Origin of the sequence: Bradyrhizobium sp. CSS354, assembly GCF_029051725.1 — a bacterium.
Classification (GTDB): Bacteria; Pseudomonadota; Alphaproteobacteria; order Rhizobiales; family Xanthobacteraceae; genus Bradyrhizobium.
Genome location: NZ_JAACFU010000002.1, coordinates 118,567 through 133,593, shown reverse-complemented (window position 1 = coordinate 133,593; position 15,027 = coordinate 118,567). Strand labels below are relative to the sequence as shown.

Below are 15,027 nucleotides of genomic sequence, written 5' to 3'. Positions count from 1 at the left end.
GGCCAGTCAGCTTTAGAGGTTAGACGAGACATGGCCGAGACGCGGCTGAACCGACGCGATCGACCCAAGACGGACACGATCCATCTCGTCAGGAGCAATTGACAGCAGTTTGCAACAAGATCATGATGACTTGAGGTAGATACGACCTGCCGCTTGCGCCCCAATTGGGGATGGTGAACGTATCATCGATCTTTCTAAACCCTTTGCCCGAACGAACGGGTCAGCAACGCAAGCGCCTGGCACCTCGGCTTCGTTCAAGCAAAGGATGAAAGATCATGCGCGACTATCGCGACGCAAAGACCATGGCGCATACGGCCCGGGTCTTCCTCGGCGATCACGGCCTGAAGATCACCAATAGCCAAAGCCTTGAATTGATTGCCCAAGCGTTTGGCGCTGCGGACTGGAACACGCTTGCTGCTACAATTCGAGGCGAGGTCAGCACGCCCCGGGCCGAAGCGACAACGCCATCACCCGCAACGATCGATGCAGGGATCAGACCCCGAGTGTCTCGTTTCTCCAGCGAACTGGAACGCACGTTGCAGCGCGCTCTTGCTCATGGTGACGCGCGAAAGCATCAGTACACGACGTGTGAGCATCTGCTGCTCGCGCTAACCGATGATCCAAACGCCTCAAAGGTTATGCAGGCTTGCCGTGTCGATCTTATGGCGATCAAGAAAAGCCTGACCGACTATATTGACAATGATTTGCGATCCATCGTTGTCGAAACTGGCATATCCATAGGTGGATCTCGCCCCACGGCCGCGTTTCAGCGCGTAATGCAGCGCGCGGAGGCCCACGCCGAACAGATGGGACAGCAGGAGGTCACCGGCAATAATGTGCTGGTCGTCATCTTTGCCGAGCGGCTAAGCCCGGCGGTGCGGAGGCTTTACGGTCAGGACATGTCGGCGGAGGATGCAGCAAACTTCGTCGAACGAGGTATCGCTAAACGAAATGGCACCGCCGGCCTGAAACAGTACCGCGACCACTCGCGGAACTAATCCGCAGATTGGCCCAACTGCGAAGTTGCGCCGGGTCTGTCGGAGGTCCGCTCATCGTGGTCGAGCGGACCAGATTTGCTCAACCTGAGTTCTTCGCATTTTGACCCTGAGCGGTCCTTTGCCCTCCGAGACCATCATGTCTTATGTTCGCAGAACCTAGCGGCATCGAACAAGCGGAGCTAAGAGCCAGAATGCCGAGACATGTGTCGCTCGCACTCTTCCTTGCGTTGATGGCGATTGTTCAACCACTCGCTTCCGCACAAGACAAGCAATGCGTTCCGGTTAGGTGCCGCGCAGAATACCAGTTTACAACATGCGATAAGCCCCGTCCCGAAGCGAAGGTCCTTTCAGGCCGCGTACTTGGCGTGTCGAGGGAGTGTTCGAACGACATTGTCGAAATGGAAATTGAGCAATGGGAGGCGAACAAGGTACCGCCAGTCGACGTTGTCGTTCGGCCCTGCGGGCGCTTCGTGGGGGAAGTTGGTGATCGTGCTCAGGTCGCAGTGATGGAGCCCGCACCTCACGTCCGGCGCTATGATCTAGCATGCAGGTATTTCTGAAGGGCAGATTTCCGTTTCTGGCCCATAGCCGACCGACCGTGTGCATCCGGCCGAATGCCGCTTGTGACCCATTGCGGACATCGCGCAACGCGGGCAAGGTCAATGGCGAGCAGCGCAAGATTAAGCCAGATGACCGTTGAGAAAATCGAAGTTGTCGATTTTATCGGGATAGATGATCCCACCGGCAGAGCCGTCCTGACAATTTCAGATCACCTCCCGTGGGAGGACGTCAAATCCCACCTTTTTATCCTGCAAGAAAAGCTCAATGCCTATCTCCGCTTTATTGAATGCGGTGAGATGACCGCGAAACGTCCGGAGCTTGCAGGACGCGCAATTATAATTTCAGTGTTTTTAAAGTTTCCAATTCCAAACGAAGCCGAGTGGTTCTTTGCCAAGACCTTGGCCGCCATTGAGGCGGCAGGATTTGGTTTTGAAGTGCGGTCGCTATAAGACTCTCTCGGCAGGCGGCTGCTTTCGCGAAAGTCGCCTGTTGGCCCATAGCCGACATTGGTGCGGCACGGCTCAACATCGTCTCATGCGCGCACAGCGGAGGCGACGCTTCCAGAAGCGCGCCTCGCTCGTGCTTTCCTTGCCGGACGCAGCGCAGCGCTTCTTCAGCGGTGCGCTGCAGAGCCGGGACCTACGTCTCTGCAGCGTGCTGTGTCGCTTTCTGGGTCCAGGCTCTGCGCAGCAGCGTTTCACGCTGCAGCGCGTCCGGGACGCGAGAGGGAACGTGCGGGGTACAGTCGCAGCCCCTGCGCCAGTGCCGGGCGGCGGGATGCCGGCTGCCTTTCCGGCAGCTTTCCGAAATACGAAAGGGTTTGCATCAGCGCGCCTCTGACGGCGGGCTCGACCTTCGCGCAAATGAACCAGCAGACCAGAACAAGCATGCCCAGCGCGACCCGTACGGCCGAGGTGGCGTCCCAGCCGGCATCGACCAGGGCACGAATGATCGCGGTGCCAATGACGTTGTGCGTGAGATAGAGCGGATAGGTGATCAGTCCGAGCGTTCTCAAATAGGCTGGTGCTTCAGGAGAAGCTCTGCCCGCAGAGCGCCGGTGCCGGTTCGCGACGAGGGCAATGAGGAGCACCGCAGCCGCCCACACCATGATCGGCACTAGGGCTGATTGATCCGCGATGGCGGGGATGGACGTCAAGAAAAACGAGGCAAAGAAGTAGATTTCCGCCGCGCCCGAAAGGCACGTGATGGCAATTGCGATCTGTTCGAGCACCGTCAATTGTCTGTTCGCGGAGATGAACAGCCAGATCCCCAGCGCAAAGAAGCAGCCATGCGTCAGCAGGAACGCCGCGCACGGCACCCGGAACATTAGAATGACCAGATAAGGCAAGTCGGACGGCGTCGTGCAAGACAGCACGAGCAGCGCGACGGCATTGAAGATTGCGCTGTAGATGGTGAGCCCCCAGGCCAGGTGCCGCAGGGTGATCCTCTTCGTGAGCATCGCGCAGAACACGAGACCATAAAATGCCGTCTCGGCGGCCAGCGTCCAGTAGACCTCGTCAAGCCATTGGCCTGTGACGCCCTTCGGGACCATCAGCATGGCGTGGATGTAGGGCAGAATGAATTCGGATGCGGGTCCGCTTCCGAAGAGGAGCAGAACGAGGAAGGTCGCGGTGGCGCAAACCCAGACCGCCGGATAAATCCTGAGCGCGCGGCCAAGGAGAAACTCGCCCGGCGAAGATGTGCTCGCGGAATTCGCGATGACGAAACCGGAAATGACAAAGAAGATTTCAACGCCGACCCAGCCGAACCATGTGTAGGGCGCGGCGGACGGGTAGAGAACATCGGCGGCGACGGTGCGCTCGAAACCCGGGACGCCGATCGAGGTCCAAGCCCAGGACCAGAACATCTGGTGAAACATGGCGACGCCGAGGGCGGCGGCGAAGCGCAGCGGATCCAGCAACGGCAAATGGCTCTTCACGGGAATGGACCAGGTTCATGCAACGATCCCGCTGGAGATATTGAAACCGGTCACGGCGCTCTGCGAGGTGGGTCACACTTGGTCTGTCCCGGGCCAAATGCATCAATTCCGCTCATTGATCGAACTCGGTCAATTTTGCTCGATCCCGCAATATGATTTGTCGCTGGGACTGCCCGATGAAGCTGAGAATGTCACGATCCCTGAGTTGTGACAGAGCACGTGACACCGTCTCCAGCGTCAGCCCCAAATAGTCGGCGATATCGCGACGGTTCATGGGGAGGCTCATAATTCCGGCCGCAGTCAAGCGGACGTCCATCTCGATCAAGAAAGCCGCGACCTTCTCGATTGCCGTTTTCCTTCCGAGTAACAGCATGTGAGTTTCGGCATGTTGAAGGCTGCCGGTGACGAGCCTGAGCACGTTGTTGGTCGTGGTCGCACTGCCACGCTCCTGCTCGGCGACATTTTGGCGATCGGTCAGGCGGACAATCGTTTCCACAATCGCTTCGGCGGTAAATCGGTGAACTGCACCGTTCTCGACGCCGAAGATATCACCGGGGAGATGAAAGGCCATAATCTGCCGCCGACCGTCGGCCAACAATTTATAGCTTCGAACCGCCCCGCTCTTGACCTGGTAAAGATATTGGATCGGCTCCGCCTCTCCGAAGATCTCGGTGCCGCGTCTATATTTGAATTCGCTGCAAAACACAGCGTGCCCGGCGAGCGCATTCAATTCGCTCGAGCTTGGCCGTTGAGGCACAATTTGTTGCTTTCTTACGAGCATCGTTCCTCCCCCGCTTGCGCGGAACCAAACTGAGGCTATGGGAAAGAACGGCAAGCAAGGTTGAGGGAGATCAAGTTCGATGCAATGAGCGCAGCGGTACTGCAGCAAGGCGAAAAGAAAAGCCGCCAGCTTTTGGGCAGGCTGGCGGCTCGTTGTTCGCTACGCCAGCGGTATGAACTAACGCGTGCGTCCTGACCGCTTGAGATCGGCGACCTTAAACCTGTTGCCGGCGGCCAGGCTGCTGCACAACCAGCGGGCCTTGTTGCGGCCTTCGCCCAAGAACGTCTTTGTTTCGACGCAACCCAGGTAAGATGTGTGGGTGATGGTGTCTCGGCAGGTTGGTGAGAAGGGTCCGTAGTCTAGTTGGCCGCCCGACTCGCTACATCCGATCCAAGGCTCCTTGCCTTTCGGAAAGCTCGATGCACAGCCACCGTTGCAGCTGCTGGCGACTTTCTCCAGGCTGGCAATTCTCCCCATCACAGAACCCGGCGCGTAAGAAGGCGTGCGCGCGGCTGACGTTTGAGCTGTTGGCGCAGTCCGACGCGGCGCAATTGTGTTTGCGCCCCGCACCAGCACGTGCGGCCTTGCCACCTGTTTCGGCGCGTCGACCGTGACAGGGGGAATCGTGGCGGCGGAGCCGGTTGGGATTTGCGACGCTGCCGGCGCGCACAGCAAGATTGTTGACAAGGCAGCGACGGCTGAAGGCACGACAAGGCTTGATGAGAATCTCATGACCATGTCCTTCCAAAGCCGGGACGGACATTCTGCCCGGCAAGTGCACGGTAACATACATTTAGCAGCGAGCAACCGGGGGTTGAGAGGATATTCCTGTCGACACGCGAGAGCCGGCATCGTGGCCAACAGATCGGCGAGGTTTTTGGGCTTGCCAATCTGAGGTCAGCTGGTCAGTCGCGCACCTTGGCGATATTCCGAGGCTGCTGACGCGCAACCTTGCCGGGCTTCTGTCCGGTCTTGTTTGCAAGATCAGGCACGTCCAGCAATTCGGTGTCGAGCTGGCGCTGGCTGTAGGACGCGTCGAAGATCACGAGCACAGTGGCGGCAATGACGAGACCGAATCCGCCGAACGCTGTTGCGTTCCGAACAACGCGAGCACTGCATTGTGGGGAATGATCACATCCAGCCCACCCGCGATCATCGTCAGCAGGAACAAAATGGCCGAGGCAAGACCGCTGAAGCAGGTCCTTTGATCCAGGTTCTTGCTTGATCCAAGTTAATGCGCGTTGGTGTTCTCAGGAACGGTGGCTGGCCGGGTGCTTTGACTGCGCGTGTTTTTTAGCTCGGAGGTCAATAATGCGCGCAGTCAACATCATCTCTTTGCTTCTGGTTATCGTCGGCGGTGTGAACTGGGGCCTGGTCGGACTTTTCGACTTTGATCTCGTGAGTGCCATCTTCGGCAACGGCGCGGCAGAGACCGCGACATCGTCGGCAGCATCCCGCGTGATCTATGTGGTCGTGGCGCTCTCGGCGATCTGGCAGATTGGAGCGCTCGCACGTACAGCGTCGGCGGACCGACAAGTCAGTTATCGGTGAACGCGGGCCGGTGGACCAGTTCGCAATTCTGGAAGGCAGCGCCCGGACAGGGCCGATCTACTTCCTGCCGTGGCGAACGGGGTTTGGGCTGGCGCAGAAGGTCGGATTAATTCCGAACTCCGCGTTCGCCGCCTGTTACCGCCTGCCAGACGATGTGGTCTGCCCAAATCCCCTGATCTGTGCGGCTCGCATCGGCGACATGGTCGACATTGCGGTTCGGCGTGCACGTTTGCATGACCTGCCGCGGGCCGTCGTGGGCTACAGCATGGGGACAGTTCCGGCGACGCTTGTCGCTGCAGCGCTCGGCGTACCGCTCTGGAGCTTCGCGTCGGCTGACAGGGGGGACCTCATGATATGGTCGAGCCCGGCTGCGCGTACGGTCCAGCGCGATGCGGTGCGCATGGGATTTTCGCGGAATGATTTCTCTATCGCGCTCAGGAATCTCAACCCGATCGATTCGATCCACAGTGTCCACCGGGATAGCCGGATTGTCGTTGGACGTTTTGACCGTCTCGTTCCGCGAGCCCGCAGCCAGGCGTTAGCGGAGAGGGCGCGTCGATACCTGCCTACGAAGAACGTCGTCGAACTGCCGCTTGGTCACCTCGGCGTGCTCGGGCTGAGCCCGTGGTTGCAGCGACGATGGATGGCCGGGTAACGGCCGCAGCGCGTCCGGCACCCGAGAGGCTGGGCGCAAAATGAAACGGGGCCCGAAAGGGCCCCGCGAAAGTCTTCTACGTTCCGCGATCTTGCTTACTTGATCTTGGCTTCGCGGAATTCGACGTGCTTGCGCGCGACGGGGTCGTACTTCTTCTTGACCAGCTTGTCGGTCATGGTGCGCGAATTCTTCTTGGCGACGTAGTAGAAGCCGGTGTCGGCCGAGGACACGAGCTTGACCTTGATGGTGACCGCTTTGGCCATGTTCAGAACCTCAGGAATGAAGGGAATCTGGAGCCGGCCAAATGGCCCGCGTTGGCCGGCAACCTAGCCAGAAACGGCTTGATGTCAAGATTTTAGGGGTCGGAAACCGCTCAAATCGGCCCGATTACGCCTCGAAGAACCGGTTTTTAGGCCGGGGCAGGCCCAGATTCTCTCTCAAAGTGGGCCCTTCGTACTCTTTCCGGAAAATCCCGCGGCGCTGCAGCTCCGGGACCACCTTGTCGACGAAATCGTCGAGGCCGGCGGGCAGGAACGGGAACATGATGTTGAAGCCGTCGGAGCCGCGCCCGACCAGCCATTCCTCCATCTGGTCGGCGATGGTTTTGGCGGTGCCGACGAAGGACAGCCCGCCATAGCCGCCGACGCGCTGGGCGAGCTGGCGCACGGTGAGCTTGTCGCGGGCGGCGAGGTCGACCATGCGCTGCCGGCCGCTCTTGCTGGCATTGGTCTCGGGGATTTCGGGAAGCGGTCCATCCGGATCGAAGCCGGAGGCATCGGTGCCGAGAACGACCGAAAGCGAGGCGATGGCGCTGTCGTAGTGCACGCGGCTGTCGAGCAGCGCGCGCTTCTCCCTGGCCTCGTCGACGCTGTCGCCGACCACGACGAAGGCGCCGGGCAGGATCTTGAGGTGCTCAGGGTCGCGGCCGATCTTCGCCATGCGGCCCTTGACGTCGGCATAAAGCTTTTGGCTGTCGGCAAGGCTGCCGCCGCCGGTGAAGACGGCTTCCGCGGTCTCGGCGGCGAGCTGCCGGCCGTCCTCGGAGGCGCCAGCCTGCACAATCACCGGCCAGCCCTGGACCGGCCGGGCGATGTTGAGGGGACCGCGCACTTTCAAATATTTGCCTTGGTGGTCGAGCACATGCATCTTGGCGGGATCGACGAACACGCCGCTTTCGACGTCGCGCACGAAGGCGTCGTCGGCGAAGGAATCCCACAGGCCGGTGACGACGTCGTAGAACTCGCGGGCGCGCTTGTAGCGCTCGGCGTGCTCCATGTGGTCGTCGAGACCGAAATTCAGCGCCGCATCCGGGTTCGATGTGGTGACGATGTTCCAGCCCGCACGGCCGCCGCTGAGATGGTCGAGCGAGGCGAAGCGCCGCGCGACGTGATAGGGCTCGTCGAATGTGGTCGAGCCCGTCGCGATCAGGCCGATCCGCTCGGTGACGGCGGAGAGCGCCGACAACAGCGTGAAAGGTTCGAACGAGGTGACCGTGTGGCTGCGCTTGAGCGCATTGACCGGCATGTTCAAGACGGCGAGGTGATCGGCCATGAAGAAGGCGTCGAACTTGCCGGCCTCGAGCTTCTGGATCAGCGTCTTGATGTGGCCGAAGTTGAAATTGGCGTCCGGCCAGGCCCCGGGATAGCGCCAGGCGCCGGTGTGGATGCTGATCGGGCGCATGAACGCGCCAAGCTTGAGTTGCCGTTGTGCCATCGCCCGGTGTCCGTTCTTGGTGTCGTTCCGGAAGACATAGGCATGCCCTGGAACTCCGCCATCGGGGGAGGCGGGAAGATTATTTTGTTTTTGAGTGGCCGCTCAGCACATTCGCGTCATTCCGAGCTCGCACCCCGGAAGGTGAGCATCCATCGGGCCAGGCGCTCAAGCTTCCACATCGTCATGGCCGGGCTTGTCCCGGCCATCCACGCCTCACCGCATGGCGCAAAGAACGTGGATGCCCGGGACAAGCCCGGGCATGACGACCACCTGTTTCGTGAGCTTCACGAGACGCGAACCGGTCTCCACTTCGCTTGGATACTCTTTAGCTCAAAATATCCTTCTGCATCTTGCCGCCGTAGAAATGGAAGAACGGCACCGGCGCATCATGGCGGAGCGGGCCGGTGGCAAGGCGCGCGTCGAGCTCGTTGAGCACGTTGCGCGTCATCGGATGCAGGTCGGCGAGTGGCTTTGAGCCGAGCTCGACCCAGACCAGTTCGACCAGCTCGGCATCGGCATGGATCACGCCGTCGACGCGATGGGCGATCGCGGAGGCGTCCGCCGTGAAGAAGCGCGTGTCGAACCGCTTGACGCGGCCGGGCGGAGTGATCGCGCGCGCGATCAGGAACAGGCTGGAGGGATCGGGCAACAGGCCCGCATCGGCGAACGGCTTCCAGGGGCCTTCCAGTTTTGCCTTGCCCTCGGCTTTGCGTCCCAGGCAGAGACCCGTTTCCTCGCAGGCCTCGCGGATCGCGGCAACCGCGAGCGACTTCGCGCGCGAGGCCGGCGTCTTCGGACTGCCCTTGGCGAGATTGGCTTCCAACTCGGCGGTGACCGGCGCCGCGCACGGCACGCGATAATCGTCCTTGTCGACACGGCCGCCGGGGAAGACGAACTTTCCGGGCATGAACACCACGTTGTCGTGGCGCTTGCCGACCAGGACTTTTGGAGTTGTGCCGCTGCGATCGACCAGGATCAGTGTCGCCGCATCCCGCGGGCGGAAATAGGGATGATGGTCGGCTTCCTTGCCCTCGTGGATCTTCGCCTTTTCCGCCTGCGCCGTACCCGTCATGTCCTCACCCAAACCACTTTTGCTTATTTTGCTTACACCGGCGGAATACCATCGGTCGGGTTCTCGTCAAAGCCATGCATGCGCAGAGCCCATTGCAATCCGACCACGGCTCCCTTCACCGGCTGCAGCAGGGCGAGCGAGGCGACGAAGGTGAACGGCAGATAGGCCGCGAAGCTGATCCAGACCGGCGTGGTGTAGTTGGTCTCGATCCACAGAATAGCCGGCACCACGATGTGCCCGACGATGACGATGACGAGATAGGCGGGCAAATCGTCGGCGCGATGCGGCGTGAAATCGAGGCCGCAGACCGAGCAATTGTCCGCGGTCTTCAGGAAGGCGCGGAACAGCTTTCCCTCGCCGCAGCGCGGGCAGCGGCCGCGAAAGCCGCGCCTCATCGCAGCAAAGACGTCACGCTTCTCGACGAGGCCGGTCTCGCGGGTCCAGATCTTCGGGGCTGCGCTCACCATGCCTTGCCCTTCTGGCCCTTGCCCTTGCTTTTTCCCTTGGCCTTTTTGCCCTTGCCGGGTTTCTTCGGCTTGTCCGGCTTGCGCTTCTTGTCGGGACTGCGCCCGGGGTGCGCCTTGAACGAGGGGCGGCGCTGCGGACCGGATGACCTGCGGCCCCGCGGCGCGGTCTCGCCGGACGATGACGACAGCAGCTCGAAGCGTAGCGCGCCTGCGATGGGGGCTGCTTCAATCAGGCGGACGTCAACGACGTCACCGAGCTGATGCATGGTGCCGCTGCGCGTGCCGACCAGGGCATGGCGGCCCTCGTCATAGTTGAAATATTCCGTGCCGAGGGAGCGGATCGGGATCAGGCCGTCGGCGCCGGTCTCGGCGAGCTTGACGAACAGGCCGGCGCGCGTGACGCCGGAGACGCGGCCCTGGAAGCTCGAACCGATGCGGTCGGCGAGATGGTGCGCGATCAGGCGGTCGACGGTCTCGCGCTCCGCTTTCATCGCGCGCCGCTCGGTGACCGAGATGTGGGCTGCGACCTCGCTCAACGTTTCCGGCGTCTCGGTGTCGGGCAGCGCGCCTTCGCCGAGGCCGAGCGCGCGAACCAGCGCACGGTGCACGACAAGGTCGGCATAGCGGCGAATCGGCGAGGTGAAATGCGCGTAGCGGCGCAAATTCAGGCCAAAATGACCGTAGTTCTCCGAGGAGTATTCGGCCTGCGCCTGGGCGCGCAGCACGACCTCGCTGACGAGCGGAAAGTGGTCGTGGCCTTCGAGCTGCGCCAGTACGCGGTTGAACAAAGCGGGGCGGAGCGCGCCGCCTTTCGCGAACGGAACGTCCAGCGTCTCCAGGAATTCCGCCAGCGCGTGGACCTTTTCCAGGGTCGGCTCGTCATGCACGCGGTAGATCAGCGGCAGCGACTTCTTCTCGAGCATCTCGGCCGCCGCGACATTGGCGAGGATCATGAACTCCTCGATCAATTTGTGCGCGTCGAGCCTGTCGGGGACGACGACGCGGTCGACGGTGCCGTCGCTCTTCAACAGGATCTTGCGCTCGGGCAGATCGAGGTTGAGCGGATCGCGCTCGTCGCGTGCGCGCTTGACGCAGGCATAGGCGGCATAGAGCGGCCGCAGGATCGGATCGAGCAGGGGGCCCGTGGTGTCGTCCGGCCGGCCGTCGATCGCGGCCTGCGCCTGGGCATAGTTCAACTTGGCTGCGGAGCGCATCAGGATGCGATGGAAGCTGTGCGAGCGTTTCCGCCCGTCGGGGCCGATGATCATCCGCACTGCGAGCGCGCCGCGCGGCTCGCCCGGCACCAGCGAGCACAGATTGTTGGAGATGCGCTCCGGCAGCATCGGCACGACGCGATCGGGGAAATAGACCGAGTTGCCGCGATCGAGCGCGTCGCGGTCGAGCGCGGTGCCCGGCCGCACGTAGAAGCTCACATCGGCGATGGCGACATCGACGATGAAGCCGCCCTTGTTGTTGGGATCAGGATCCGGCTGCGCGTGCACCGCGTCGTCGTGATCCTTGGCATCCGGCGGATCGATGGTGACGAGCGGCACGTCGCGCCAGTCCTCGCGCCCCTTCAAAGTGGCCGGCTCCGCCGCTTCGGCCTCGCGCTCCGCCGCGGGGCGGAATTGCAGCGGGATGTCGTGCGCGTAGATCGCGATCAGGCTGATCGCCTTCTCCGACTTGACCGAGCCGAGCTTCTCCTTGACGCGGCCCGATGCCAGCCCAAAGCCGCGCGAGCGGATGATGTCGACGCTGACGAGATCGCCGTCCTGCGCGCCGTGCGTCTCGGTCGGGGCGATGTTCAGCTCGCGGTCGGCGGACTTCTTGTCGACGGGGATGATCCGTCCGCCGCCTTCGGGCAGGCTGCGGAAGACGCCGAGGATGCGGCTCTTGGTCTTGTCGAAGACCTTGATGATGTGGCCGCGATAGGCCGGGCCTTCGGTCTCATCGGAGCGCTCGACCCGCAGCAGCGCGCGATCGCCGACGCCGGCCGCGGTGCCGGGCTTGGGCCGGCGCGGCATTGTGATGAGGATCTTTGGCGGTTCGCCGCTTTCGACCTCGTCCCATTCGGTCGGGGAGGCGACCAGCTCGCCGTCGGCGTCGCGCCCGGTGATGTCGGCGACCAGCGTCGGCGGCAGGCTGTCCGGCTCTGAAATCGTATGGCGCTTTTTCTTGACGAGCCCGTCGTCGGCGAGCTCGCGCAGCATGCGCTTGAGCTCGATGCGGTCGGCGTTCTTCAGGCCAAACTCGCGTGCAATTTCGCGGGTTCCGACCTTTCCAGGATTTGCCTTAATGAAGGCGACGATGGCTGCCCTGTCGGGAAAGCCACGGTCATTCTTGCGTTTCACTTAACCTCTATTTGGTGCCGGCACTTTTCTTGGCCGGAGCTTTGGCGCCAGCTGCCTTGGTCGGCGACGTTTTGGCCGTCGACGACACGGCGGCGCGCGCCTTGCTGGTGGATTCGGATTTGGGTTTGGCCGCCTTCTTCGCGGCCGGCTTTTTGGTTTTTGGCGCGGCGTCATCGCCGTCGGCGGCCTTCGCCGCAGCCTTCTTGGCCTTGGCCGGCTTCGCCGCCTTCTTCGGTTTCTTGCCGCCGCCCTTGGCCGCGCGCTCGTCGATCAGCGCGATCGCCTGCGGCAGCGTGATGGCATCTTTCTCGATGTCGCTCGGGATCGTCGCATTGACGCCGCCCGCCGTGACATAGGCGCCGTAGCGGCCGCCCTTCACCGTGACGGTGCCGAGGGTGGGATGATCGCCGATCGCCTTGCCGGGATCGGCGCCGAAGCGGCGGCTCGGGCCCTTGGCGATCTTCTCCGCGATCAGCGTCACGGCGCGGTTGATACCGATGTCGAACACTTCGTCGCCGGCCTCCAGGCTCGCGTAGGTCTTCTCGTGTTTTACGAACGGGCCGAAGCGGCCGAGACCTGCCGTGATCGGCTCGCCGGTTTCCGGATGCTTGCCGATCTCGCGCGGCAGCGACAGCAGCTTGAGCGCAAGCTCGAGTTCGACATCTCCAGGGGAAGTCCCCTTCGGAATGCCCGCTCGCTTCGGCTTCTCGCCCTCCGCATAATCCTTCTGTTCGCCGAGCTGGATGTAGGGCCCGAAACGGCCGGCCTTGACCCAGACATCGCGACCCGTATCCGGGTCCTGGCCGAGCGAACGATCGGCCGTGGCCTCGCCGTCGGCGGCGAGCTGACGGGTATAGCGGCATTCCGGATAGTTCGAGCAGCCGACGAAGGCGCCGAACTTGCCGGCCTTCAGATTGAGCCGTCCGTTGCCGCAGCTCGGACATTGCCTGATGTCGCCGCCATCGGTGCGGGGCGGATAGATGTGCTGGCCCAGCATGTCGTCGAGCACGTCGAGCACCTGCGCCACGCGCAGATCCTTGATCTCGTCGACCGCGCCGATGAAGCCGGTCCAGAAATCCTTCAGCACCTGCTGCCAGGAGATCTCGTTGTTGGAGATGCGGTCGAGCTGCTCTTCCAGATTGGCGGTGAAGTCGTATTCGACGTAGCGGGCAAAGAAGCTTTCGAGGAAAGCGACCACGACGCGGCCCTTGTCCTCGCCGTGCAGGCGCTTCTTCTCGAGCTTGACGTAGCCGCGGTCCTTGAGGACCTGGAGGATCGAGGCATAGGTCGAGGGCCGGCCGATCCCGAGCTCTTCCATGCGCTTGACCAGCGAGGCTTCGGAGAAGCGCGGCGGCGGCTCGGTGAAGTGCTGGGTGACGGCCAGCGACTGCCGCTTCAACGCATCGCTGGGGCTCATCGCGGGCAGGCGGCGGGAGTCCTCGTCCTCCTCGTCGTCGCGGCCTTCCTGATAAAGTGCGAGGAAGCCGTCGAACTTGACGACCTGGCCGGTGGCGCGCAGATCCAGCGTGCGGCCGCCAACTTTCGCCGTGATGTCGACCGTGGTGCGTTCCAGCTCGGCCGATTCCATCTGGCTCGCGATGGTGCGCTTCCAGATCAGTTCATAGAGTCTCGCCTGGTCGGACTCGAGCTTGCGGCTCATGCTGTCGGGGCGGCGCGACATGTCGGTCGGCCGGATCGCTTCGTGGGCTTCCTGGGCGTTCTTGGCCTTGGCCTGGTACTGGCGCGGCGCTTCCGGCACATAGGCGTTGCCGTAATCCTCGCCGATCACCTTGCGTGCCTGGGTGATCGCGGACGGATCGATCTGCACGCCGTCGGTCCGCATATAAGTAATGAGTCCGGTGGTCTCGCCGCCGATGTCGATGCCCTCATAGAGCCGCTGCGCGATGCGCATGGTGTGCGCCGGCGCGAAGCCGTATTTGCGGCTGGCTTCCTGTTGCAGCGTCGAGGTCGTGAAGGGCGCCTGCGGATTGCGCCGGGCCGGCTTGGCATCGACCGCGGTCACGGCGTAGCTGGCGGCTTCCAGCGCTTTCTTGAAGTCCTCGGCTTCCGCGCCGGTGCCGATGTCGAGGCGCTGGATCTTCTTGCCGTCGGCGCCGACGAGACGTGCCTCAAAGGCGTCGCCGCGCGGCGTCAGCAGGGTCGCGATCAGCGACCAGTATTCGCGCGCAACGAACTTTTCGATCTCGAGCTCGCGGTCGCAGACCAGCCGCAGCGCGACCGACTGCACGCGGCCCGCCGAGCGGGCGCCCGGCAGCTTGCGCCACAGCACGGGGGAGAGGGTGAAGCCGACCAGATAGTCCAGCGCGCGGCGCGCCATATAGGCGTCGACCAGCGCACCATCGATCTGGCGCGGATGCTTCATGGCGTCCGTGACCGCCTGCTTGGTGATGGCGTTGAACACCACGCGCTCGATCTTGTGGTCCTTGAGCGCACGCTTCTCTTTCAGGACCTCCAGCACGTGCCAGGAGATGGCCTCGCCCTCGCGATCAGGGTCGGTGGCCAGAATCAGGCGATCGGCGTTCTTGAGGGACTTGGCAATGTCGTTGAGCCGGCCGGCCGCCTTGGGGTCGACCTCCCAGATCATCTTGAAATTGGCGTCGGGATCGACGGAGCCGTTCTTCGCGGGCAAGTCGCGGACATGGCCAAACGAGGCCAGAACCTCGTAGGACGAGCCCAAATACTTGTTGATCGTCTTGGCTTTCGCCGGCGACTCCACAATGACGATATTCATGTAGTTCCAGTAACTTATGGGGAAATTTGGGGCCGAATTCGATGAGATTCGGGTCGGCCCTTTCGTCCCGAACATGGGTGGTGAGGCCCTCGCTGTCAAATCGAGGGGTGTTGAAAGCCATCCAGATGGGAAAAGTTTCATATCGAGAAAGTTGCAAAACACCACCTTTGAGTTGCGGCCGATGTCG

At 62.3% G+C, this 15,027-nt stretch carries 13 protein-coding genes; 4 read left to right on the top strand and 9 right to left on the bottom strand.

Annotated features, from left to right (window positions below):
• Positions 1–275: 275 nt before the first annotated feature.
• A complete protein-coding gene (locus tag GWG67_RS04400) occupies positions 276–998 on the top strand; it encodes a Clp protease N-terminal domain-containing protein (RefSeq protein WP_275167927.1) in 723 nt (240 codons plus the stop codon).
• A gap of 689 nt (positions 999–1,687) precedes the next feature.
• Positions 1,688–2,008 (top strand): DUF6572 domain-containing protein, encoded by a 321-nt coding sequence (locus tag GWG67_RS04395; protein ID WP_275167926.1) that lies wholly within the window; start codon positions 1,688–1,690, stop codon positions 2,006–2,008.
• 248 nt (positions 2,009–2,256) lie between these two features.
• Here the strand turns inward: GWG67_RS04395 and GWG67_RS04390 are convergent, their stop codons facing one another.
• The 3 genes from GWG67_RS04390 to GWG67_RS04380 form a co-directional block, all read right to left on the bottom strand.
• On the bottom strand, positions 2,257–3,498 hold the full coding sequence (locus GWG67_RS04390) for an acyltransferase (protein WP_275167925.1): 1,242 nt from the start codon (positions 3,496–3,498) through the stop codon (positions 2,257–2,259).
• Positions 3,499–3,610: 112 nt separating this feature from the next.
• Entirely contained in the window at positions 3,611–4,279 is a 669-nt protein-coding gene (locus tag GWG67_RS04385; RefSeq protein WP_275167924.1) for a helix-turn-helix domain-containing protein, read from the bottom strand.
• A gap of 905 nt (positions 4,280–5,184) precedes the next feature.
• On the bottom strand, positions 5,185–5,325 hold the full coding sequence (locus GWG67_RS04380; RefSeq protein ID WP_275167923.1) for a hypothetical protein: 141 nt from the start codon (positions 5,323–5,325) through the stop codon (positions 5,185–5,187).
• A gap of 265 nt (positions 5,326–5,590) precedes the next feature.
• On the opposite strand from GWG67_RS04380, the gene GWG67_RS04375 reads away from it, so the two are divergent.
• Positions 5,591–5,830 carry a DUF378 domain-containing protein gene (locus GWG67_RS04375; RefSeq protein ID WP_275167922.1) on the top strand — a complete coding sequence of 80 codons (240 nt, stop codon included), beginning with the start codon at positions 5,591–5,593 and terminating at the stop codon, positions 5,828–5,830.
• A 10-nt stretch (positions 5,831–5,840) separates the two neighbouring features.
• Positions 5,841–6,485, top strand: a complete 645-nt coding sequence (locus GWG67_RS04370) for a hypothetical protein (protein ID WP_275167921.1) — start codon at positions 5,841–5,843, stop codon at positions 6,483–6,485.
• Positions 6,486–6,580: 95 nt separating this feature from the next.
• Here the strand turns inward: GWG67_RS04370 and rpmG are convergent, their stop codons facing one another.
• The 6 genes from rpmG to topA form a co-directional block, all read right to left on the bottom strand.
• Positions 6,581–6,748, bottom strand: a complete 168-nt coding sequence (gene rpmG, locus GWG67_RS04365; protein ID WP_007603295.1) for a 50S ribosomal protein L33 — start codon at positions 6,746–6,748, stop codon at positions 6,581–6,583.
• 124 nt (positions 6,749–6,872) lie between these two features.
• Positions 6,873–8,198, bottom strand: coding sequence for an LLM class flavin-dependent oxidoreductase (locus tag GWG67_RS04360; RefSeq protein ID WP_275167920.1), 1,326 nt, complete (start codon positions 8,196–8,198; stop codon positions 6,873–6,875).
• Between the two features lie 325 nt (positions 8,199–8,523).
• Positions 8,524–9,270, bottom strand: a complete 747-nt coding sequence (locus GWG67_RS04355; protein ID WP_275167919.1) for an NUDIX hydrolase — start codon at positions 9,268–9,270, stop codon at positions 8,524–8,526.
• Positions 9,271–9,302: 32 nt separating this feature from the next.
• Positions 9,303–9,737, bottom strand: coding sequence for a DUF983 domain-containing protein (locus GWG67_RS04350; RefSeq protein WP_275167918.1), 435 nt, complete (start codon positions 9,735–9,737; stop codon positions 9,303–9,305).
• Positions 9,731–12,088: a ribonuclease R gene (rnr, locus tag GWG67_RS04345; RefSeq protein ID WP_275167917.1), complete on the bottom strand. Its 2,358-nt coding sequence runs from the start codon at positions 12,086–12,088 to the stop codon at positions 9,731–9,733. Before rnr ends, GWG67_RS04350 begins: the two co-directional genes overlap by 7 nt.
• A 7-nt stretch (positions 12,089–12,095) precedes the next feature.
• Entirely contained in the window at positions 12,096–14,840 is a 2,745-nt protein-coding gene (gene topA, locus GWG67_RS04340; RefSeq protein WP_275167916.1) for a type I DNA topoisomerase, read from the bottom strand.
• Positions 14,841–15,027 lie beyond the last annotated feature (187 nt).